The organism is Pseudoalteromonas sp. S4492, from assembly GCF_005886115.1.
Taxonomy (GTDB): Bacteria; Pseudomonadota; Gammaproteobacteria; order Enterobacterales; family Alteromonadaceae; genus Pseudoalteromonas; species Pseudoalteromonas gelatinilytica.
In genome coordinates this window covers 80,665-101,796 of sequence record NZ_PNCP01000046.1, presented here as the reverse complement: position 1 = coordinate 101,796, position 21,132 = coordinate 80,665, and the positions used below count along the sequence as shown (strand labels likewise).

The window sequence follows — 21,132 nt, the reverse complement described above, 5'->3', positions numbered from 1 at the left end:
TCTACCTATAAAAATTCTGTATTAATGCTCAAGAGCTCTAAACTTTTCGCGTAAGTGGTTACGAATACCAATCGCGGTGATATTCAGGGCGATAATTACTGATACCAGTAAGAATGCCGTGGCATATACCAGCGGACGTGCCGCTTCTACGTTAGGGCTTTGGAAACCAACATCATAAATGTGGAAACCTAAGTGCATAAATTTTCTATCTAAATGAACGTATGGGAAGTTACCGTCAAGAGGCAGTGTTGGCGCCATCTTAACAACACCAACAAGCATAAGTGGTGCTACTTCACCGGCTGCACGCGCAACCGCTAAGATTAAACCTGTCATAATCGCAGGGCTTGCCATCGGAATGATGATGCGCCATAGCGTTTCTGCTTTTGTTGCGCCAAGTGCTAATGAACCATGACGAACCGTGCTTGGAATACGTGATAAACCTTCTTCCGTTGAAACAATAACCACTGGAAGCGTTAAAATTGCTAGCGTTAATGCTGACCAAATCACACCTGGCGTACCAAATACTGGACTTGGCGATGATTCTGGGTAGAACAATTGGTCAATACTGCCACCTAGCATATATACAAAGAAACCTAGACCAAATACACCGTATACAATTGAAGGTACACCCGCAAGGTTGATTACCGCGATACGGATCATTTTAGTAACGGCATTCTTTGCTGCGTATTCATGTAAGTAAATCGCTGCAACCACACCAAACGGCGTAACAATCACTGCCATCAGTAATACCATAAACACAGTACCGAAAATCGCAGGGAATACACCCCCTTCAGTGTTTGCCTCACGCGGGTCATCCGCTACAAACTTACCAAGTTGTACAAAGTAGTGGCCTAGCTTAGCGAAGAAGCCCATGTCATTTGGGAACCACACATCAAGAACTTGATACAGAGGTAAAGTAACCACTTCACCGCGCATGTCTTTAACCGTTACTTGGTCACGCTTTGCTTCTTTACGAAGTGCAAATAACTGTTTTTCTAGCACGGCATATTCAGCACGTAGCTCAGCGCGTGTTTGTGCAAGCTCAGCAACACGTTCGTCCGTCAACTCGTTATCAAGCTGATACGCTTTTTCTTTTAAGCGCAAGCGCTCAAGTTCATAGTTGATATGACCAATATCACCATTTTGTAAATCGAGTGCTTGGTCGTTTAGGTCAACTGCACGGTCAACGAGATCATAAAGTACCTCGATTTTGTTATCTGTAATAACTTCACCGTCTTTAATAACCTGTTCTACATAACCGTAAAAGTTACCGTTTTTGCTACGCTCGAATACTGCAAGTTCAGCTGGCGCTGTACGCGATGTGATATCTGTCTCTAATACCCAACGGAAATCGAGATCAACGTACTCACGGTTACCTGTTTTGATTAGTAAGCGCTCTAGTTGCTCTTTGTCGTAGTGAGATAAATCAACGCCCGTCGCCTCAATACGTGATTTTGCAACTAGCTCACGGTCATAAACTTCACCGATCACTGTTTGTTTAGCAACTGAGCCTTGCAGCTCAAGTTGCACTACTTCTGATGGCCAGAAAAAGCTTAAACCTTTCCAAGCAATCATGGCTAATAAGCCAAGAACCGAGATTAAACTGATGCTTACCGCACCGCCGGTCATCCAAATCCAAGGAGAACCAGACTTAAACCACTGCTTTACCATGTCGTGTCTCTCCACCTACATTGAACTGTATTTTTCACGCAGTTGCTGACGAACAAACTCAGCCACTGTGTTGAAAACGAATGTGAATATGAATAGTACAAATGCTGCTAAGAATAGAATGCGATAATGCGAGCTGCCTACCTCAGACTCTGGCATTTCTACCGCGATATTTGCTGCAAGTGTTCTCATACCCTGGAAGATACTCCAGTCCATAATAGGTGTATTACCTGTTGCCATTAGTACAATCATTGTTTCACCTACAGCACGGCCAAGACCCATCATTACTGCTGAGAAGATACCCGGACTTGCAGTTAGTAGTACTACGCGAACCAATGTTTGCCATTGCGTTGCACCGAGTGCTAATGAACCATTTGATAAGTGCTTAGGAACACTGAATACCGCATCTTCCGCAATTGAGAAGATAGTTGGGATAACAGCGAAGCCCATCGCAATACCAACAACTAACGAGTTACGTTGGTCGAATGTCATACCTAATTCATTGGTTAGGTACTGACGCACATTACCGTCAAACATCCAAAGCTCAATTGAGTTACTCATCGCAAACGATAACCAACCAATAAAGATAACCACTGGAATAAGTAAAATAGAGTGTGAACCTTCAGGAACACGGTGACGAATTGACGCCGGTAGCTTGTTCCAGCCGAATGCGGTTAATAAGATACCAATTGGTAATAACACTAATAATCCGACAATCGCTGGTAAATGCTCTTCAATTAATGGTGCTAACCAAAGACCGGCTAAGAAACCTAAGATTACTGTTGGTAATGCTTCCATGATTTCTACAGTCGGCTTAACCACTTTACGTAATTCACTCGACATAAAGTACGCCGTGTAAATCGCAGCTGAAAGCGCAATAGGTACTGCAAACAGCATCGCATATAAAGCTGCTTTAATCGTACCGAATGAAATTGGCACTAATGAAAACTTAGATTCAAAATCATCACTGGCAGAGGTTGATTGCCAGATATAACCCGGCTCTGGGTAACCTTCGTACCATACTTCTTGCCATAACGCAGACCACGTTACTTCTGGGTGTTCGTTATGGATTTCGATTACTTTTAATGCGTCATCGGCAAGTACTAGCGCCGCATTTGAACGAGGTGCAATTGCAAAGTTTTGAATTGGACCATCACTTACTTTACCTTGCCACAGTTTTGCGTCGCTGGTTGTGTAATAAATACCAAGCTCACCGTTAGCACCCGCTGTGAAGAACGTACGACGGTAGAACTCAGTGAAAATATTTAGTTTCGATTGTTTGCTGGTTTCAAAAGCGCGGATCTTTTGGAACTCACGTCCCTCTTCCGTGTTTACTTCAAACCACTGAGATACTTCACCATTATCGTTAGCAAGCATCAGTGAGTTAGCACCCGCTAATAACTGAGTTGAAACTAGGTTCGCGTTTTCTTCATTCGCAGCAAGCAGTTGGATTTGCTCAACTTCAGAAGGGTAACGCGTATCGTATACGTAAATTTGATTTGCAGAGCGAACGAACGTACGTGTTGTATCAGGTGAGATTAATAGCTCATCCACACGACCTTCGATATCAAGCTCAGTTCGCTCAACATTCCACTCAACTTCGCCAGTGAACATGTTTTCTTCACCGACAAAACTGCTGAATAAAACGCGCTTGTCAGCAGTTAAAGCAACAACAGCCGTTTTATCTTCATAGTGGCTAAACGCAAATTTAGTGATTGCTGCGCCTTGATCATCAACTTCAAGCGCCATATCACCGAGCGGGTAGTCTAATCGAGGTGTTAATTGGCGTTGGTTATTTGGGAATGTCACCAAAAACTTAGGTGCAACCACAACAACCGTACCATTTTCTAAACCGTACGCATATTGACCTTGAAACGGTGCAGAGCTTGCAAAGCTGCTTACATCGCTAGGTAATTCAGCATTAAGAGTGGTGATCTTTTTACCAAAATGTTCTTTTTCAACATTGTAAAAGTCCACGCTACCTTTTTCACCGAGTAAAAAGGCAACCTCTGTTTGCTCTTCAATGCCAAGGCCAACAACTTCTGACGCATTTTGTAGTTTTACACTGTTACGTGTTTCTACTTTTGCTGATTCAAAAATAGGTTGAACAACATAAAGAAGGTAAAAGAATATGAGTAACAGTGCTACTAGCACCATTACGCCACCTGCGGAAATACCCCACTTGGCAAACCTGTCTTTAAATAGACGGCTTCTATCCGTATGAAAGGTAGGTTTATTCGGATTGGAAGTCATCAAAACACCCTTAAATCTTAACGTTGCGCGAATTATATTTCACCAAGATGACAGTAATGTTACAAACGTCATAATTCAGTGTAATAAAGCAAGCTTTTCAGGAACGAAGTTTAAAGTTAAAAAATGACCAATTTACGACAATTGTAAGCGCTTTTAAAAGTCCTAAATTAACAAGCTAACAAACTGTTATATCTAATTTTTTATAACTATATGGAAAAAATTGGACAAACAATAAAACAGCATCAATACTCAAGAAGACTTATTTTTTCAACAATAAGAATCATTTTTAACCAACGCCTCCTTCCTTTTATTGCATTTTTCAGAGGCATTTTTATAGAGATTTAAGTATGAAGCAGTTAGTAATTACTATTTTGGGGCCAGATAAACCCGGCCTAGTTGAAGACCTTTCAGCCACAATTCTAAGCCACCACGGCAACTGGTTAAGCAGTAATTTAAGCCACCTTGCAGGGCATTTTGCAGGGATCATTGAAGCAGCAGTACCTGAAGAACACTTACAAGAATTACAAGATGCGTTACATAGCCTGCCGCATTTAGAGGTTAGAATCGAACGCGGCACCGAGACGCTGCCTGAAGAAAAATCTGAGCAAATTAATTTTGTTATCACTGGCAATGATAGACCAGGCATTGTACAAGAGCTAGCCAGCGTTATTCGTCATAAAGGGGCGAATATCACTCACCTCAATTCAAAACAACAAAGTGCACCTAACTGGGGTGTGCCTATTTTTAGTGCTGTTGCCACCGTTGCTTTACCGATTGGTATGAACAAAGACGAAGTAATTAGCGCACTTGAGTCTATCACTACAGACCTAATTGTTGATATTGAGGACGCGTAACACACAAGTTTATAGGGATATTTTGAACTTTAAAAAAGCGGCATGCATGTCACAAAACTGACATGTATGTCATAAAAGTGATAAGTACGTCACATAAACGTCATCTGCATCCTCTATATTCTAACTAGCTATAAACGTTGGAAAACCAGATGAACGCATCACATTCTTCTTCTCAAGCCATCAATTACTTTGCCAAAGAGCTAAGTTGGCTGTCATTTAATGAACGCGTGCTGCAAGAAGCCAAAGATAAATCGAACCCGATTATTGAGCGCATGCGCTTTTTGGGTATTTACTCAAACAACATGGATGAGTTTTTCCGTGTCCGTGTTGCCGATGTAAAACGCCGAATTTTACTTAATAAAATTCCTGATGCGAACTTTGATGAAGATGAGATCCTACTCCATCAAATCCAGAGTAAAGTGCTCCAGCTTGGCAAAAAATTTAATCAAATTCATAAAGATATTTTGAATGATTTAAACGAGCATAATATTCACGTAGAGCTACCAGAGAAGTTATCTGAATTTCATTTAACCTGGCTGAAAAAGTTTTTCCACGACAATGTACTGCAACACATTTTGCCGATTTTGCTCTCTGAAAAGAAAGACTACTCAGATCAAATTAACGACACCATGACTTATTTGTTTGTCGAGATGACCAATCAAAAAAGTCATTATGCCATGATGGAGGTGCCTACTGACCGCGTCTCACGCTTTGTTATTTTGCCGCCTGAGAAAACACGTCGCCACAAAACCATTGTGATGCTTGATGACATCATTGCCTACTTTATTCGCGATGTATTTAGCAGCTTTTTTAGCTTTGATGATATTCAATGTTATGCCATCAAACTGACCCGCGATGCCGAGTACAATTTAGATGATGAACTCGAAGAAGGTTTACTCGATAAAATGTCGAAAGGCCTAAAACAACGTATTTCTGCTGAGCCTGTGCGCCTTGTTTATGACGAGAGCATGCCTGATGAAATGCTTAAAGTGATGAAAAAGCGCCTTAACATAAGCCAACATGATGCACTGATCCCCGGCGGTCGTTATCGTAACTTCCGCGATTTTATTGCGTTTCCAAATGTTGGTCGTCAGTATTTAGAAAACAAACCACTGCCTGCATTACAAAGCACAGCCTTTAACAATCACTCAAGTGTGTTTGATGCTATCTCTGAGCAAGATGTGTTGCTGTATTACCCTTATCACACCTTTAACCATTTACTTGAGTTTGTGCGCCAAGCTGCGTTTGACCCAGATGTAACCCAAATAAAGGTCAATATTTATCGCGTTGCAAGTCAATCTCGCCTTGTTTCTACACTAATTAATGCGGCAAAAAATGGTAAGCATGTAACCGTAATGGTTGAGCTGAAAGCGCGCTTTGATGAACAGAACAACATTGAATGGGCAAAAACCTTGAGTAACGCTGGGGTTAAAGTGATTTTTGGTATTCCTGCGCTGAAAGTGCACAGTAAGCTATGCGTTATTCACCGTAAAGAAAAGAATAACATCGTGAAGTATGCCCATATAGGCACGGGTAACTTCCATGAAAAAACCGCCAAAATCTACACGGACTTTAGCTTATTCACCAAGCATGAAGGCATTAGTGAAGAGTGCGATAGCGTGTTTAAGTTTATCGAAAGTAGTTACCGACCATTTCAATTTGACCATTTAATGATTTCGCCAGTTAACGCACGACAAACTATTATGTCGCTAATTGATGCCGAAATTACCAATGTAGAGCACGGAAAAGCTGGCCGAATTACACTAAAAATAAACAACCTAGTTGATAAAGAGCTGGTTGATCATCTTTATTTTGCTGCAAGACGCGGCGTAAAAATTCGCATTATTGTGCGTGGTATGTGCTCGCTAGTGCCCTCTGCCGTGAACGATAATATTCGTATTATTAGTATCGTTGACCGTTTTTTAGAGCACCCTCGGGTGATGGTGTTTCATAATAATGGTGACGAAAAAGTGTATATTTCATCGGCAGACTGGATGACCCGAAATCTTGATCACCGCGTTGAAGTAGCCACTCCGATTTATAATGAAAAATTAAAACAGCTGATTATTGATATCCTTGAGCTACAGTTTAAAGATAGATCAAAAGCACGCATAATCGATAGCGAACAAAAAAACAGCTATGTGCGCCGTGGCAATCGTAAAAAAATTCGCTCGCAAATTGCCATTTATGACCACCTTAAGAAATGGGAAAGTAACTACAATAATGAATGATTATCCCTCAATTGCTGCCGTTGATTTAGGCTCAAACAGTTTTCATTTAGTGGTGGCAAGAGAGGTCGATGGCTCTTTGCAAATCTTACACAAAGAAAAACAGCGCGTTTATTTAGCTGACGGTTTAGATGATAAAAATCATTTAAGCCAAGAAGCTATTGAGCGCGCACTAGCCATTCTCAAACAATTTGCCATTACCTTGCAGGACTTTCCCCTTGAGAATGTCAAAGTGGCCGCCACGTACACATTGCGCCGCGCGAAAAACATTCATTCATTCTTAACGCAAGCAAGTAAAGTGTTTCCTTACCCAATCGAAGTAATATCAGGGCAAGAAGAAGCACGTTTAATTTACCAAGGTGTTGCCCATTATATTCATCACGATGAAAACCGCTTAGTCATTGATATCGGCGGCGGCAGTACTGAACTCATCATTGGTAAACACTTTAAACACAAACTACTCGCTAGCCGCAACATGGGCTGTGTCAGCTATACCAAGCAGTTTTTTGCAGATGGACAAATCACAGCTAAGCGCTTTGCCAAAGCCGAAGTTCGCGCAGAGCAAGAACTCGAAGTGATCTTTGCAAATTACCTATCAGCTGGCTGGCAATCAGTGGTGGGAACATCAGGCACGATTAAATCTATCCTTGCCATGATCAATGCAAACGATGCAGAGCAAGAGCTAATTACTTTAGAGCGATTATTAGAATTAAAAACCCAGTTTATTGCTGCAAAACAAATACAAGCGCTGCAAATTGAAGGTCTTACGCCTGAGCGGCAAGTGAGTATTTGTGGTGGTTTAGCTATTTTAATTGCCATATTTAGACTGTTTAACATCGAAGCGATGCAATATAGCGACTTTTCACTGCGTGAAGGCCTGCTTCATGAAATGCAGCAAAAACTCGCCCATAAGGATATTCGCACAAATACCATAGCGAACCTATCTGAGCGCAATGCCATAGATAAAGAGCATGCTAATCGCGTCTCAACAACCGCAAAGTGGCTATTCGAACAAGTAAGAGAAACATGGCACCTGACTGACTCTGATCACATAAATTTACTGGATTGGGCTGCACAGCTGCATGAAATTGGTTTAGGGGTTAATTCTTCGGGGTTACATAAACACAGTGCCTATATCGTGGCGAACAGCCAATTACCTGGCTTTACACAGCAACAACAAACACTTCTTAGCTGTATGATCCGTTTTTATCGTAAAAAGATCCGTTTAGAAGATTTTCCAGCACTGCATACCATGCAGCATTATGAAATATTACAGCTCATTGTGATTTTGCGTTTAGCAGTACTGCTAAATCAAAAGCGCATTACTGACCAAGGCTTTAAGCTTGAGGTAACAGCCAAGCAAAATAGTATGTTCTTAAAGTTTCACAATAAGTGGCTTAAAGAACATACCTTGCTTTTAGCTGACTTACAGCAAGAGCAAAAATACCTTAAAAAAGTCGGCTTCTTACTCGATTTTCATTAAGCTGATTAATATATACCCAAACCACCTCAAGATGTGAGTTTCAGTTGGAATTAAAAGCGATTTAGGCAAGGCATTGATTGCAAGTAATAGTGGTTCTATTGTTAAGATCAATAACGCAGTATAAATCGCTTTTAAACCAACCCGTTGGGCGCTTCACAGGCACTTACTCTCATCGTTGTTACTTCTTAAAAGGGACTGCCATTCTTACAAAGTAACGCCTTGATATTAAGCACCTGTGAAACGCTGAATTCTGCATCTTGAGGTGGTTTGGGTATACTACATATCCATATGGCGGTTTGAGCTTTGCATCATTTGCTTAAGGCCTTGATGTTCAAGTTCTAGCAAACGTTCGAGCTTTTCTTTGGTATCTGCCGTTTCGGCGCGTGACACCAAGTACTCATATAAGTCGATTACTTTTTGGTGTTGCGTGGTTAAGTAAACCTGAATCGCCTTTTCATCAATGCGCTGATCAGTGCTGATATCGTTAAAAGTAATTAGCTCTGGGTTTTCAGAAAAATACTCATAGCAATACGTATCGAGTGTGTTTACTTCGGTAATCGCTTTAAAACCAACGAGATCTTCTGCCAGCTTCTTCTCATATTGCAGATAATAGTCCACCAGCATTTGATTGTGCTCGTCCAGTAAGTCTTTAACACTGTGGAAATTGGCTGCCATTTGAGTATGAAATAACACGGTCCAATCATAAACTTGTTGTATTGTTTTAACTTGCATGTGCATTCCTTATCAAAATCAATTTAATATGACTTTGCATAAATCACACCAGCAACAAACAACCCAATTATCAACAAGTTAAAAATAAAATGTGTAACTTGCAGCAATTAAAAGCGCACAAGTTACACACTGACTGTAAAATTTATAGGTCGCGTTTACGCCATATAAAATAAAGCGCAGGTAACACAAGTAGCGTTAAAACTATGGCACTGAGCATCCCGCCGACCATAGGCGCGGCTATTCGGCTCATCACTTCACTACCGGTTCCAGTGCCATAAAGCACCGGCAGTAACCCAATGATAATAGTGGCAACTGTCATCATTACAGGCCTAACCCGAAGGCCTGCACCATTGATCATTGCTTGGCGCAGCTCTGTAACCGTGAACTGTGCTGATTGCGCTTTAGCATCTTGATAAGCTTGGTTGAGATAAACCAGCATGATCACGCCAATTTCCACAGCAACCCCAGCCAGGGCAATAAAACCAACCCCAACAGCAACCGAGAAGTTAAAGCCTTCAAGGTACATCAGCCAAATACCGCCTATCATCGCAAGCGGTAAGGTCAGCATAATCATTGCCACCTCAATAAAGCTTCTAAAATTGAGGTATAACAGCACCACAATAATTGCCAAGGTGAGTGGCAATACGTAACTGAGTTTAGCTTTTGCGCGCTCCATATATTCATATTGCCCCGCCCACGTAATTGAGTAACCAGCAGGTAGCTCGAGCTGCTCATGCAGCGCTTGTTGCGCACGCTCAACATAACTGCCAATATCACTGCCTTCAATGTCGATTAAGCTCCAGCCATTAATGCGGGCATTTTCACTTTTAATACCCGGCGGGCCATCTTCGATAAAGACATGAGCTACATCGGCCAATGCGATACGCTGTCCGTTTGGTGTCACTATCGGTAACAACTTAAGCTCTTCTGGCGAGTCGCGATAATCTTGTGGATAACGTAAGTTAACCGGGTAACGCTCTTGCCCTTCAACGGTTTCGGTCACATTCATACCACCGATAGCAGTAGCAACAACCTGTTGCACATCAGCAATGTTTAAACCGTACCGTGCTGCTTTTTCACGGTTGATATCAACTTTGATGTAGCGACCGCCGGCAACGCGCTCAGAATAAACCGAAGCCGTGCCCGGTAAATCTTTTAAGATGACTTCAATTTGCTCACCGATTTTTTGAATTTCGCTCAGCTTTGGCCCTGCTACTTTGATCCCCACAGGCGTTTTAATCCCAGTGGCAAGCATGTCGATTCGTGTTTTGATTGGCATAACCCACGCATTGGTAAGCCCTGGGAACTTAACCAGATTATCGAGCTCTTTTTTCAGTTTCTCGGTTGTCATACCCTCGCGCCACTGTGACTTTGGCTTTAACTGAATAAAGGTTTCGATCATGGTAAGCGGCGCAGGATCTGTGGCAGTATCCGCTCGACCTACCTTACCAAACACCGACTCAACCTCTGGCACACTGGCAATTAGCTTATCGGTCTGCTGTAAGATTTCACGGGCCTTACCAATTGAAATACCTGGGTAAGTCGTTGGCATATACATTAAGTCGCCCTCATCAAGAGGAGGAATAAACTCACTACCAATTTTATTAACCGGGTAAAAGCCAATAGCAGCCAACACTAATGCCAGTACCAATGTTGTTTTCGGCGCTTTTAATACTGCATTTAACAAGGGTTTATAGGCTGCCACCAATAAGCGGTTTACTGGGTTTTTCTTCTCCGAAATAACCTTACCGCGAATAAAGTAGCCCATTAATACTGGCACCAGTGTAATCGCTAAACCAGCCGAGGCCGCCATTGCATAGGTTTTTGTATAAGCCAGAGGCGAGAACATACGTCCTTCTTGAGCTTCAAGAATAAACACTGGCATAAAGCTGACGGTAATTATTAATAAACTAAAGAATAACGCGGGCCCGACTTCTGCGGCTGAGTCCATCACCACTTGCCAGCGGTTCTCATCGGTCAGAGGGGTTTTCTCCATATGCTTGTGCATATTTTCTATCATCACGATAGCACCATCTGTCATTGCACCAATAGCAATCGCTATGCCGCCAAGCGACATGATGTTGGCGTTTATACCTTGCCAATACATCACCACAAAAGCCGTTAAAATACCCATTGGCAACGTGATAATGGCTACGATCGATGAGCGTATATGGAATAAAAACACCACACACACTAAGGCCACGACGATTAACTCTTCAATTAACTTTGAACTTAAGTTATCAAGTGCTTGGGTAATAAGGTTTGAACGGTCGTACACTGGAATGATTTCGACGCCCTCTGGCAGGCCTTTTTTGAGCGACTCTAGCTTTTCTTTTACGAGTTTAATGGTTGCTTCGGCGTTTTCTCCAAAGCGCATCACTACCACACCACCAGTTACTTCGCCTTCGCCGTTTAATTCAGCAATTCCACGGCGCATTTGTGGCCCAAGTTTTATATCGGCCACATCGCGTAATTGCAGTGGCGTACCATTGGCATTAGTACCCAGCGGAATGGCTTCTAAATCTGCGACACTTTTGATGTAACCTGTGCTCGATACCATGTATTCGGCTTCTGCCATTTCGACCACTGAGGCACCACGCTCTTGGTTACCTTGCTTAATTGCTGTTTGAATTAAACTTAGCGGAATACCATAAGCACGCAATTTATCCGGGTCGACATTCACCTGATACTGCTTAACCATACCACCAACAGACGCTACCTCTGATACGCCCGGCACCGTTTGCAGCTCAAACTTTAAAAACCAATCTTGCAGGCTTCGTAGCTGACTAATATCGTGCTTACCGGTTTTATCCACCAGCGCATACAGGTAAATCCAACCCACCCCTGTTGCATCAGGGCCAAGTTCAGGCCTTGCTGAATCCGGTAAGCGAGCACTTACTTGACTCAAATATTCTTGTACTCGACTACGGGCCCAGTAAAGGTCGGTGTCTTCATTAAAAATAACGTATACATAAGAATCACCAAAAAACGAAAAGCCCCTTACCGTTTCAGCACCCGGCACCGACAACATGGCTGTGGTGATAGGAAACGTTACTTGGTCTTGCACCACTTGAGGCGCTTGTCCTGGATAAGATGTTTTTACAATAACCTGTATATCAGATAAGTCAGGTAAGGCATCAACTGGGGTATTCTTTAAAGAAAAAACCCCAAAGCCTGCCAATATTAAAGACAGCAGTAATACAAAGAAGCGATTACCGACTGACCAACGGATCACGGCAGCTATCATTGCATTTCTCCTTGCATAGAGTGGCTCATGGTCATGATGTCAAAAATCACAAACTCACCGTCCACCAATTTAAAGGTAAAATGCACTTCATCATCGCTTTGCAAACTAGACATATCGATGCGCGGCGAGAAATGAAATTCCATAGTTGCAGCCCCGCGGCCCCACTTAGGGATGGCCTCACGACTGATCACAGCCGTTCTGGCTTCACGGTCAATGCTGTTGATCACGCCATTTACCATTGCGCTATCGCTATCAGGTTCTTGCATACGCATAAAGTCAGAACTCTTACTTGATTCGGAATCTATTAAGAACTGCGCTGAAACCACAACGTTATCGTCTTTCAATAAGCCTGATAAAATTTCGACATCATGATTATCACTACGGCCTAGCGTCACAGCGACTGATTTAAAGCGCCCTTCACCTAAATCAATCACGACACGGTCTTGGCTACCGGTGCGGATCACCGCTTCTTTAGCTATCACTAATTGCGGCTCAGTTGGCTTAGTAGTAATGCTCACTTCAGCAAACATATTCGGTTTTAATAAGCCATCTTGGTTAGCAAAGCGTAAACGCACGCGCAGGGTACGGTTTTTCTCATCAAGGGTTGGGTAAATATAATCGACCTTGCCTTGCCAGCGTTTGCCCGGTAAGTAATCTAAGCTCATGGTAACAGGCAAGCCTTTATGGATAAGCCCTGCTTGGCGCTCAAAAACTTCAGCCTCAACCCACACTTCTTCTAGGTGGGCAATACTCATCATGGTTGTGCCCGGTTTCACAAAGAAGCCTTCGCGGATATTTAGCTCATCCAATACGCCACTTTGCTTGGCATAAAAGGTAATGTTTTGCCTAACCTTTTGGCGTTGCTCTAATCGCGCAATAAAATCGTCAGAAACATTCAGTGAGGCTAAGCGTGCTTTTGCCGCACGTATAAGCACTGCATTGTTACGTTTAAGGGCAAGCAGTAGCTCTTCTTGCGCATTCACTAGCTGTGGAGAATACAAGGTATAAAGTGGCTCGCCTTGCTTAACTTGGTCACCAGCGGCTTTTACATATAAGGTTTCTATCCAACCTTCGACACGAGGGTGAATATGCACGAGTTGGTCTTGGTCGTATTGCACATAACCAACCGTATCAACCGTCGTTTGTAATGATTTAAAGCGTACGGGCGCTGTTCTTACTCCTAAGTTATTAACGACTGCTGGTGAGATCCTCACCGTACCCGGGCTATCTTCAGCGCTACTTTGCTCTTCATAAACGGGCACTAATTCCATACCCATTGGTGATAACCCCGGTTCATCACGGCGGTAATTGCTGTCCATAGGCGCCACCCAATATAGCGGCTTTTTCTCAGCGCTTGGCATTTGTTCATGCTCTGGCTCAGCCAATTTATTTACAGCCGTTGCCAATGCTGCACCTACCGCCAAAGCGATAACTAATTTCACTGTGTTATTCATTGCTAGCTCCTTGGCTTTGTGCTGCATTTATTTGGTTATCTTTTGCTGCTGCGTAATAATTAAGGCGAGCGAGGGTTATTTGTTTATCAATTTCGATGTTTAATGCATCAATTTTCGCGTTAAGTTCGCTAATGCGAGCACGCATCACTTCTGAAAAGTCACCATCATCATTGGTGTAAGCATTTAACGTCGCCTCCGCTTGCTCTGCCATTTGCGGTAATAGCTGCTGTTGATACAGCGCTTTGCGCTGAGCAAGTCGGCTTAATTGGCTAAGCTCTTTAAAATACTGACCTTGCAGTTTTTGCAGGGTAATAAGCTTGTTGGTTTTTACCGCCTCGGCATTAGCTATTGCGGCATTAACTTGTTGATCTTGGCGGTTATCAGTAAACAGCGGTAAATCAACACTCACCCCAATAGAGAATAAGTCAGCGCGAGAGTCACCCATCGGGGTATCATCACGATAGCCATAACCAAGGTTCATACCAAATTGCGGCTTATATGCTTCTTTCGCCACTTGCACTTGAGTGTTTTTAGCACGCATAGCATGATCAATAGCGATAATTGCCGGGTGACTCATCAGCACTTCAGTCACCCCCGATGGTGCAAGCTCTTGATAAGCCATAACTGCGGTCACCTTGGTGTTTTCATCGCTCACTGCACCGATTAGCATTTCAATAGGTAGCCATTGAGCTAGTCGCTTTTTGGCACTATCAAACTGTTGCTCTAACATCACCAGCTTATCTTCAAGCCGAGTCAGCTCTAGCTGAGCGCGAATAATATCCTGCTGGCGAGTCGCACCAAGTGTATTGGCATAGCTTGCTTCTGTAATATCAATAAGCTGATTAAATAAGGCTTTATCTTGGTTGATCAGTTGAATGCTTTTTTGTGCGCGATAAGCATTTAGCCATGCTTCGCTAACAATGGCTTTAACCTGTGCTTGGCGGTCAGCTCTAAGCCAAGGATATTGCTCAGCCGATTGTTTTAAAGCTTGTTGCTGTAAGGCAAGACTATCACCTCGGCTAAATTGCTGAGACAAGCCCACTTTGAATTGCGTCATACCCTCTTGGTCAAAGGCAAAGCCATCGGTTGGTAAGTTCATAAGTCCAACAGTTAACACTGGATCTGGCAAGGTACCGGCGGCAATGCTTTGTGCTTCTATCGCCTGTTGCTGGTATTTATTTGCCTGTAACCAAGGCTCGTGAGTCAATGCATAATCAATCACCTGATTGAGTGCCAACGGCTCTGCTTTCACTAAACTTGAGGTTATCAATACTGCGCCTAGAGAAAGCGCCTTAATCAATTTGCTGTGAATCATCACATGCTCCAAAAATCTTAAAAATGGTTAAAAAACAATAGATTTTGGTTGCAGAATGAGGTGTATTTCAGCGTTTTACTGAATTTTAGACAGACCTATCCTGCTTAAGCAGTAATAGGTGGACGATATAAAGAACTGACGCGGAAACTCAGCTGGCTGGCGCCTAACACTGTGACTTTTTCTGATTGCTTAATTGATTTAACAACTAAATCATTTAACGGCAGGAGTGAGTGAGCTGTACAGGCATTGAACGGACACGCACAATCGCTGTTATCCATTGCATCTTCATGGCAACAATCCATATCACTCATGTCGCTGTCAGCATTCATATTAGCATGATGGTCCATTTGCATGCTGGCATGTGGCATATCACATACCATAGCAACAGACGCAACTGACTGACCCACAAACGTGAGCAGCATCATAGCTATCAATAAGTAGCTTGAAAGTCGCGTCATCATCATACCTTAAACATTATTTGCCCAAATTGTAGCCCGAAATTTACGCGCTCGACAAGGGTTTATCTATTTTTATGCTACTGCTGGCAGCAATAGCAAATAGGCAATAACCAGTAAAATACCAAAACCCATCACCTAATTCGGCATGCATTTTAATCAGCTCGCCCATTTGCCCATCGGCATTACCTGCTAAATAGGCCACGATCAATGCAATCACAAACACATCAACCATGCTCCATTTACTTAGGCCTTGTATGAGTTGACCGAGCAAATGCTTAAATCTATTCACAGGTAAAAAACAGTAAAGCAATTGCATCAGGAGTTTTAAAGTGGGAATGACAATTGAGAACACTGCAACAAGCGCGGCAACAAGGTAGTTTTTGTTATTAGCAAGCTCATTTACGGTGCCCCAAATGCTGCGTGTTTTTTTATAGGCATCAATTTCACCTTCGAGCTTATCAAGCCCCAACATGCTTGATGCCATCATTAACACGCTACGAGTATTGCGATCGCCTTCATCGGCAATCATTTCAATACCTGTTTTGGCAAGCTTAGATTTATCGATTTTTCCTTCTAGGGTGAGCACAGGCTGGGTTACACCGGGAATTAGTAACGCCAAGGCAATTAAAATAGCCAGTACCGGAAAAACAACACGCATTAGTTACAAACCTTTTAAATACTCAGAGCTCGCATCATAACGAACTCCGCGGGTTTAGTCTGTAACCGATGATAAGCTTTCAAACACTTCATCGGCATAAGCACGAGCATCATACATAGCTTGAAAAACCACATCCATTTTTGACGCAGGACGGATCATCATTAGTAGCTCATGGGCTGTGTGCCACTGCTCTTCTTCCATTGCTTTAACAAGCTGTAAGCTCGCACCTTGCATGCCATTAAAGTTTAATAGTGCGCTCGAAAGCTCACTACCCAACGAAAACTCTTTGGCAATGATATCAAGCTCCATATCTAAAATTGCATCTAAAACAGAGAGTAAGCCAACTAAATAGCCTTGCTCAGCTAGGTCTTTACCGCCTGGTTCAAGCATCAGCGCAATAAATTTAGCTCTTGTTAAGCCAAGTTTGGTCAGCTCTTGCGGTTTATCATTGCCTAATTCGCTGAGCGCTAATACTCGCACAAATTGTCTAATCGCATCTTCACCGAGATAAATAACCGCTTGCGAAATCGAACGAATTGTCTGCTGACCACTGCTTGTACGTGCATTTACTAATTTTAAAATACGTGCAGTAAGGCCAATATCTTTAGCAACCCGTTGTTGAATTGCATCAAAATTTAAATCTGTTTGCGCTGTACAGTTAAGTAATTCAAGCACGGCAACTTTTGATGGTTCAACATTACCAAAACTTAAAAGCTCTGGCTTGGCAAAAAAGTAGCCCTGAAACAGGTCACAACCAGCCGCTTTTAGCTGCTTAAAGTCTTCATAAGTTTCAATGCGTTCCACTATGATGGTGGTTTCAGGAAAGCTGCGTTTGAGCTTTTTGATCATCATGTTGGTTTTGATAATCGGCTGTGTGACTTCAAGCTTTATAAAATCCATCAAAGGCAAAATATCTTGCCATTTATCTGTGCCATCGTAATCATCAAGCGCGAACAAGTAACCCTCTTGTTTTAATTGCTTAACACGGTTCACTACTTTTGGAATACTGGTAGCCCGCTCGACTATTTCGATAACCGCACTGCGTGGTTGCAGCAACTTAGGGAAATCATCCAAAATAGCGTCGGTCGATAGGTTGATAAATGCAGGTTGAAAACCCGTTAGCTTTTCGAGTCCCATCAACATTAACGCGTTAAAAAACAGCCGTCCTGTAGCTTGGCCATCACTGGTACCTACCGGAAAGACATTATCGCTCGATTCTCTATACAATAATTCGTAAGCATACAAACTTTTATCAGCATTAAATATTGGCTGCCGGGCTATATACTGAGTCATGCTCTGACTTTTGTTACCTTCCATACTTAATTCTGACATTCAACTTCTCACTTAGATGTGGCTAACTCCACATTACTATTGTTATTAGTATAGTGAAAGATGTTTGCCTTGCTAAAAAACAAAAACCCAACCAAACTAGGTACATGAAAACGAATTCAATCAGACCATTGCGCTTCTCTCACTCGATTTTCTTAACTTTACTCTTTATTACTCACGTAGTTTTGGCTGAGCAGCAACCTGTACTGAAGTACAATGTAACCGGCTCTGGGAACTACTATCCTTACTATATTGATGATAAAAGCAACCCAGGGATCCTCCCCGAATTGATCAAGCAAGTTATGCTGCTTGCTGATATTCAAGTGCAGCATGTCGAGCTTCCTGCAAAACGAACCGTTAAATACCTTCACCAAGGACATATCGATTTTGATGTCATAAGCCCCGAATGGCTGAGCCAGGCAGAAAAACAAAATCCACAGTTTAGTTACTCAGACACCCTGTTTGCCGTTGAAGAGTATCTAGTGAGCTTAAAAAGCTCTGTGGCTCAATGGCAGCAACTCAACAGTATTCGTAATCAACCCGTAGGGACTGTTTTAGGTTATTACTATTATGACGATAACCGCTTTAAACGGGTTGATTTTCACTCTGAACAACAACTCATTCAGGCGTTAAAAATGCAACGAATTGAGGTCGTCATAATTGATAAACTGCCAGCATTATATTGGGCTGAGCAATTTGATGCAGATATCAGCTTTGGTGCATTACATTCGCTAGGTAATCTAAAAATTCGCCTGCGCAGTGAGCATCAATCATTGTTACCAAAAATAAATACAGCAATCAAAGAACTTAAAAATTCTGGCCGCTTAGATGCCATAATCAATAAATACACAAAAAGCATACCCCTACAATAATTAGGGATATTCCGCTTTGGACCTGCTTTTGCTATAATGCGCGCTGTTTTTCTTACCTTGTTAACTAAAAGAGCCTCCTATGAGCATTGAACAAGCCCTAATCGAACGCAGTAATAACCAATGTGAACTTTGCACTAATACAGATAATCTATCTGTTTACGAAGTGCCACCTGTTACAGAGGCTCATTCTGATAAATGCATTTACGTTTGCCAAACCTGTAAAGATCAAATTGAAAATAATGCTGATTTAACTGCAAACCACTGGCATTGCTTGAACGACAGCATGTGGAGCCAAACACCGGCTGTACAAGTTGTGGCTTATCGCATGTTGAAGCGTTTAGCTGCTGATAACGGTTGGGCACAAGATGCACTCGATATGATTTATCTTGAAGAAGACACACTAAAGTGGGCGCAAACAGCCCTAGCTGAAGATGACGATATTAAACACATCGACAGTAATGGTGTTGTGCTACAAGCAGGTGACACTGTGACACTTATTAAAGATCTTGATGTGAAAGGTAGCAGCCTTGTTGCTAAGCGCGGCACCGCAGTTAGAAACATTGGCTTAACGAGCAACCCTGAACACATTGAAGGCCGTGTTGAAGGGCAACGCATTGTTATTCTTACCAAATACGTGAAAAAGTAACGATTACTTTAATTCGCTTTATTTCTCTTAAGCGATTCGTTATTAAGAAAATGGGCCTAGTGCCCATTTTTTGTTAATTAAGCTATGATTAAGTCAGCGAACTTTATGCTAACTCAATAACAAAGACGCATAACCCTAAAACGCAAGGAAACAATCATGGCTTCGGATACCATCTCATCTTTCAAACGCGCTTCTCTATGCAGTTTAATGATCTTAGGGAGCAGCTTAGTATTAACAGGTTGTGGTGAAGACTCTGCCGCACCACAGGCTGAGCAATCAACAATGAAAACCCTTAATACACAGGTTACTTATTTAGATCGCAGCATGCTGCCACCAGGTTCAGTATTAAAAGTACAACTTGCTGATGTATCAAAAATGGATGCCAAAGCTGACGTTATCAGCGAACAAGAAATTGAATTAAATGGCGCGCCGCCATATAACGTGGCACTTGAATATGACGAAAGTAAAATTGCTGACCGTCACCGCTATGGTGTGAGTGCACGCATTGAGAATCAAGGTAAATTACTTTACATCAGCACCACTCACAATAATCCATTTGCTGAAGATGTGACGGGTGATGTGTATAAGGTGACTGTGACTAAAGTATCAGCGAAAAAACCAGACGTTACTTTGACTAATACGTATTGGAAAGCCGTTACCATCAGCGGAGAAGCAATCACCGTTGAAAATAAAGAACCTTTCGTGCAGTTTAAAGACGATGGTTCAACCAATGGTTATTTAGGGTGTAATAACTTCTCAGGTAGTTACGAGGTTAACGAGCAGACGCTTACATTCAACCCATTAGCAAGCACCAAAAAAATGTGTGTATCACAAATGGATATTGAAGCAGCCATGTCTGCAGCACTTGCAGCAACGGCTAAGTACTCTATCAATGGGGAACAGTTAACCTTGTTAGATGATAGTAATGAGCCGCTTGCAACCTTCGCAGCAACTTACATGAATTAACAACAGTTAAATCAAAAACGCCCAGCAAATGCTGGGCGTTTTTGTATTGAAAAAATTATTCTTCAACTAGTTGTTCGCTGCGATAAAAACCACTGCTATCGCTTAGTAATGAAACAAGCTCAGGTAATACCGCATCCATTGTTTGCTTTAATTTCCATGGCGGGTTGATCACTATCATACCCGATGCTGTCATACCATGAACATCGGTATCGGCCTCTGTTGCGAGTTCAAACAGCTGAATGTTACGCATACCCGAAGCGATTAAACCCGCTTCCATACGGTCAATTCGTTCGCGGTCTACAACCGGATACCAAATCATGTATGTTCCAGTTGCAAAGCGTTTATGTGCTTTAACAAGGGTATTAACGACCGTGTCGTAATCGTTTTTAATTTCGTATGGAGGGTCAATAAGCACACAAGCCCGGCGTGATGCTGGTGGTAATAAACCAACTAAGCCTTGAAAGCCATTTTCACCACGGACGCGAATAGATCGCTTACCTTTCATGTTGTCTTGCAGTAACTGTAAGTCACGTGGATGCAATTCAAAGAACCACCCGTTATCTTGGCGACGTAAAAAGTGCTCTGCAATTTTTGGCGAACCAGGGTAAAAATCTAAATTACCATGTGAGTTAAATGATTTTATCAGCTCAATATACTCATTAAGTGCATCATGCTCACTGTTGTGCTGCCAAAGCTTAGCAATCCCATCTAAATACTCTTGTGTTTTTTGTGCATCACTGCCTGCAAGTTCAAAAAAGCCAGCACCTGAGTGGGTGTCCACATAATCAAGCGGTTTATCTTTAATTGTTTGGTATTTAAGAACTTCAGCTAGAACAAGATGTTTTAGCACATCAGCAGGGTTGCCTGCATGAAAAGAGTGTCGATAACTAAGCATATTTATAAGTCGCCAAATGCAAAACTGCATTAAAAATGAATGGCCATATTGTACATGATAAACAGAAAATGATC

Annotated in this window: 16 protein-coding genes; 6 read left to right on the top strand and 10 right to left on the bottom strand. The window is 42.3% G+C overall.

From position 1 onward, the window contains the following. Window positions 1–21 precede the first annotated feature (21 nt). Entirely contained in the window at window positions 22–1,671 is a 1,650-nt protein-coding gene (gene pstA, locus CWC28_RS16090; RefSeq protein ID WP_063701829.1) for a phosphate ABC transporter permease PstA, read from the bottom strand. A 15-nt stretch (window positions 1,672–1,686) separates the two neighbouring features. Beyond that, window positions 1,687–3,921: an ABC transporter permease subunit gene (locus CWC28_RS16085; protein WP_105175045.1), complete on the bottom strand. Its 2,235-nt coding sequence runs from the start codon at window positions 3,919–3,921 to the stop codon at window positions 1,687–1,689. A 347-nt stretch (window positions 3,922–4,268) separates the two neighbouring features. Between CWC28_RS16085 and CWC28_RS16080 the strand changes: the two genes are divergently transcribed. The 3 genes from CWC28_RS16080 to ppx all read left to right on the top strand — a co-directional run bounded on the left by CWC28_RS16080 (window position 4,269) and on the right by ppx (window position 8,486). Beyond that, window positions 4,269–4,775 (top strand): glycine cleavage system transcriptional repressor, encoded by a 507-nt coding sequence (locus tag CWC28_RS16080; protein WP_063701833.1) that lies wholly within the window; start codon window positions 4,269–4,271, stop codon window positions 4,773–4,775. Between the two features lie 149 nt (window positions 4,776–4,924). Next, the gene (gene ppk1, locus CWC28_RS16075) at window positions 4,925–7,006 is read left to right on the top strand and encodes a polyphosphate kinase 1 (RefSeq protein ID WP_105175046.1); all 2,082 of its coding nucleotides are present in this window, start codon (window positions 4,925–4,927) and stop codon (window positions 7,004–7,006) included. Beyond that, window positions 6,999–8,486 (top strand): exopolyphosphatase, encoded by a 1,488-nt coding sequence (gene ppx, locus CWC28_RS16070; RefSeq protein ID WP_105175047.1) that lies wholly within the window; start codon window positions 6,999–7,001, stop codon window positions 8,484–8,486. Before ppk1 ends, ppx begins: the two co-directional genes overlap by 8 nt. A 276-nt stretch (window positions 8,487–8,762) precedes the next feature. Here ppx and CWC28_RS16065 read toward each other — a convergent pair whose 3' ends face one another. From CWC28_RS16065 to CWC28_RS16035, 7 genes are all read right to left on the bottom strand, one after another. Next, window positions 8,763–9,218, bottom strand: a complete 456-nt coding sequence (locus CWC28_RS16065; protein WP_063701839.1) for a hypothetical protein — start codon at window positions 9,216–9,218, stop codon at window positions 8,763–8,765. A 142-nt stretch (window positions 9,219–9,360) separates the two neighbouring features. After that, window positions 9,361–12,465, bottom strand: a complete 3,105-nt coding sequence (locus tag CWC28_RS16060) for an efflux RND transporter permease subunit (RefSeq protein WP_138625415.1) — start codon at window positions 12,463–12,465, stop codon at window positions 9,361–9,363. Further along, on the bottom strand, window positions 12,462–13,919 hold the full coding sequence (locus tag CWC28_RS16055; RefSeq protein ID WP_138625414.1) for an efflux RND transporter periplasmic adaptor subunit: 1,458 nt from the start codon (window positions 13,917–13,919) through the stop codon (window positions 12,462–12,464). Before CWC28_RS16055 ends, CWC28_RS16060 begins: the two co-directional genes overlap by 4 nt. Further along, complete coding sequence (locus CWC28_RS16050; RefSeq protein ID WP_138625413.1) at window positions 13,912–15,234, bottom strand: TolC family protein; 1,323 nt, start codon at window positions 15,232–15,234, stop codon at window positions 13,912–13,914. Before CWC28_RS16050 ends, CWC28_RS16055 begins: the two co-directional genes overlap by 8 nt. Before the next feature lie 104 nt (window positions 15,235–15,338). Next, window positions 15,339–15,698, bottom strand: a complete 360-nt coding sequence (locus CWC28_RS16045; RefSeq protein ID WP_249324978.1) for a hypothetical protein — start codon at window positions 15,696–15,698, stop codon at window positions 15,339–15,341. Between the two features lie 37 nt (window positions 15,699–15,735). Further along, the gene (locus CWC28_RS16040; RefSeq protein ID WP_063701851.1) at window positions 15,736–16,350 is read right to left on the bottom strand and encodes a paraquat-inducible protein A; all 615 of its coding nucleotides are present in this window, start codon (window positions 16,348–16,350) and stop codon (window positions 15,736–15,738) included. Window positions 16,351–16,404: 54 nt separating this feature from the next. Then, window positions 16,405–17,682, bottom strand: a complete 1,278-nt coding sequence (locus CWC28_RS16035; protein ID WP_063701853.1) for an EAL and HDOD domain-containing protein — start codon at window positions 17,680–17,682, stop codon at window positions 16,405–16,407. 104 nt (window positions 17,683–17,786) lie between these two features. Between CWC28_RS16035 and CWC28_RS16030 the strand changes: the two genes are divergently transcribed. From CWC28_RS16030 to CWC28_RS16020, 3 genes are all read left to right on the top strand, one after another. Further along, window positions 17,787–18,551, top strand: coding sequence for a substrate-binding periplasmic protein (locus CWC28_RS16030; RefSeq protein WP_082873997.1), 765 nt, complete (start codon window positions 17,787–17,789; stop codon window positions 18,549–18,551). 79 nt (window positions 18,552–18,630) lie between these two features. Then, window positions 18,631–19,197 carry a PhnA domain-containing protein gene (locus tag CWC28_RS16025; protein WP_063701856.1) on the top strand — a complete coding sequence of 189 codons (567 nt, stop codon included), beginning with the start codon at window positions 18,631–18,633 and terminating at the stop codon, window positions 19,195–19,197. A gap of 156 nt (window positions 19,198–19,353) precedes the next feature. Beyond that, window positions 19,354–20,163 carry an META domain-containing protein gene (locus tag CWC28_RS16020; RefSeq protein ID WP_063701858.1) on the top strand — a complete coding sequence of 270 codons (810 nt, stop codon included), beginning with the start codon at window positions 19,354–19,356 and terminating at the stop codon, window positions 20,161–20,163. 55 nt (window positions 20,164–20,218) lie between these two features. Here the strand turns inward: CWC28_RS16020 and CWC28_RS16015 are convergent, their stop codons facing one another. Then, window positions 20,219–21,058, bottom strand: coding sequence for a 23S rRNA (adenine(2030)-N(6))-methyltransferase RlmJ (locus tag CWC28_RS16015; RefSeq protein ID WP_138625417.1), 840 nt, complete (start codon window positions 21,056–21,058; stop codon window positions 20,219–20,221). Between the last annotated feature and the right edge of the window lie 74 nt (window positions 21,059–21,132).

What these genes read in the sequence shown, in the direction of transcription:
- pstA (WP_063701829.1), bottom strand. Translation starts at nt 1,671, where the DNA reads ATGGTAAAGCAGTGGTTTAAGTCTGGTTCTCCTTGGATTTGGATGACC.
- CWC28_RS16085 (WP_105175045.1), bottom strand. Translation starts at nt 3,921, where the DNA reads ATGACTTCCAATCCGAATAAACCTACCTTTCATACGGATAGAAGCCGT.
- CWC28_RS16080 (WP_063701833.1), top strand. Translation starts at nt 4,269, where the DNA reads ATGAAGCAGTTAGTAATTACTATTTTGGGGCCAGATAAACCCGGCCTA.
- ppk1 (WP_105175046.1), top strand. Translation starts at nt 4,925, where the DNA reads ATGAACGCATCACATTCTTCTTCTCAAGCCATCAATTACTTTGCCAAA.
- ppx (WP_105175047.1), top strand. Translation starts at nt 6,999, where the DNA reads ATGAATGATTATCCCTCAATTGCTGCCGTTGATTTAGGCTCAAACAGT.
- CWC28_RS16065 (WP_063701839.1), bottom strand. Translation starts at nt 9,218, where the DNA reads ATGCAAGTTAAAACAATACAACAAGTTTATGATTGGACCGTGTTATTT.
- CWC28_RS16060 (WP_138625415.1), bottom strand. Translation starts at nt 12,465, where the DNA reads ATGATAGCTGCCGTGATCCGTTGGTCAGTCGGTAATCGCTTCTTTGTA.
- CWC28_RS16055 (WP_138625414.1), bottom strand. Translation starts at nt 13,919, where the DNA reads ATGAATAACACAGTGAAATTAGTTATCGCTTTGGCGGTAGGTGCAGCA.
- CWC28_RS16050 (WP_138625413.1), bottom strand. Translation starts at nt 15,234, where the DNA reads ATGATTCACAGCAAATTGATTAAGGCGCTTTCTCTAGGCGCAGTATTG.
- CWC28_RS16045 (WP_249324978.1), bottom strand. Translation starts at nt 15,698, where the DNA reads ATGATGATGACGCGACTTTCAAGCTACTTATTGATAGCTATGATGCTG.
- CWC28_RS16040 (WP_063701851.1), bottom strand. Translation starts at nt 16,350, where the DNA reads ATGCGTGTTGTTTTTCCGGTACTGGCTATTTTAATTGCCTTGGCGTTA.
- CWC28_RS16035 (WP_063701853.1), bottom strand. Translation starts at nt 17,682, where the DNA reads ATGTCAGAATTAAGTATGGAAGGTAACAAAAGTCAGAGCATGACTCAG.
- CWC28_RS16030 (WP_082873997.1), top strand. Translation starts at nt 17,787, where the DNA reads ATGAAAACGAATTCAATCAGACCATTGCGCTTCTCTCACTCGATTTTC.
- CWC28_RS16025 (WP_063701856.1), top strand. Translation starts at nt 18,631, where the DNA reads ATGAGCATTGAACAAGCCCTAATCGAACGCAGTAATAACCAATGTGAA.
- CWC28_RS16020 (WP_063701858.1), top strand. Translation starts at nt 19,354, where the DNA reads ATGGCTTCGGATACCATCTCATCTTTCAAACGCGCTTCTCTATGCAGT.
- CWC28_RS16015 (WP_138625417.1), bottom strand. Translation starts at nt 21,058, where the DNA reads ATGCTTAGTTATCGACACTCTTTTCATGCAGGCAACCCTGCTGATGTG.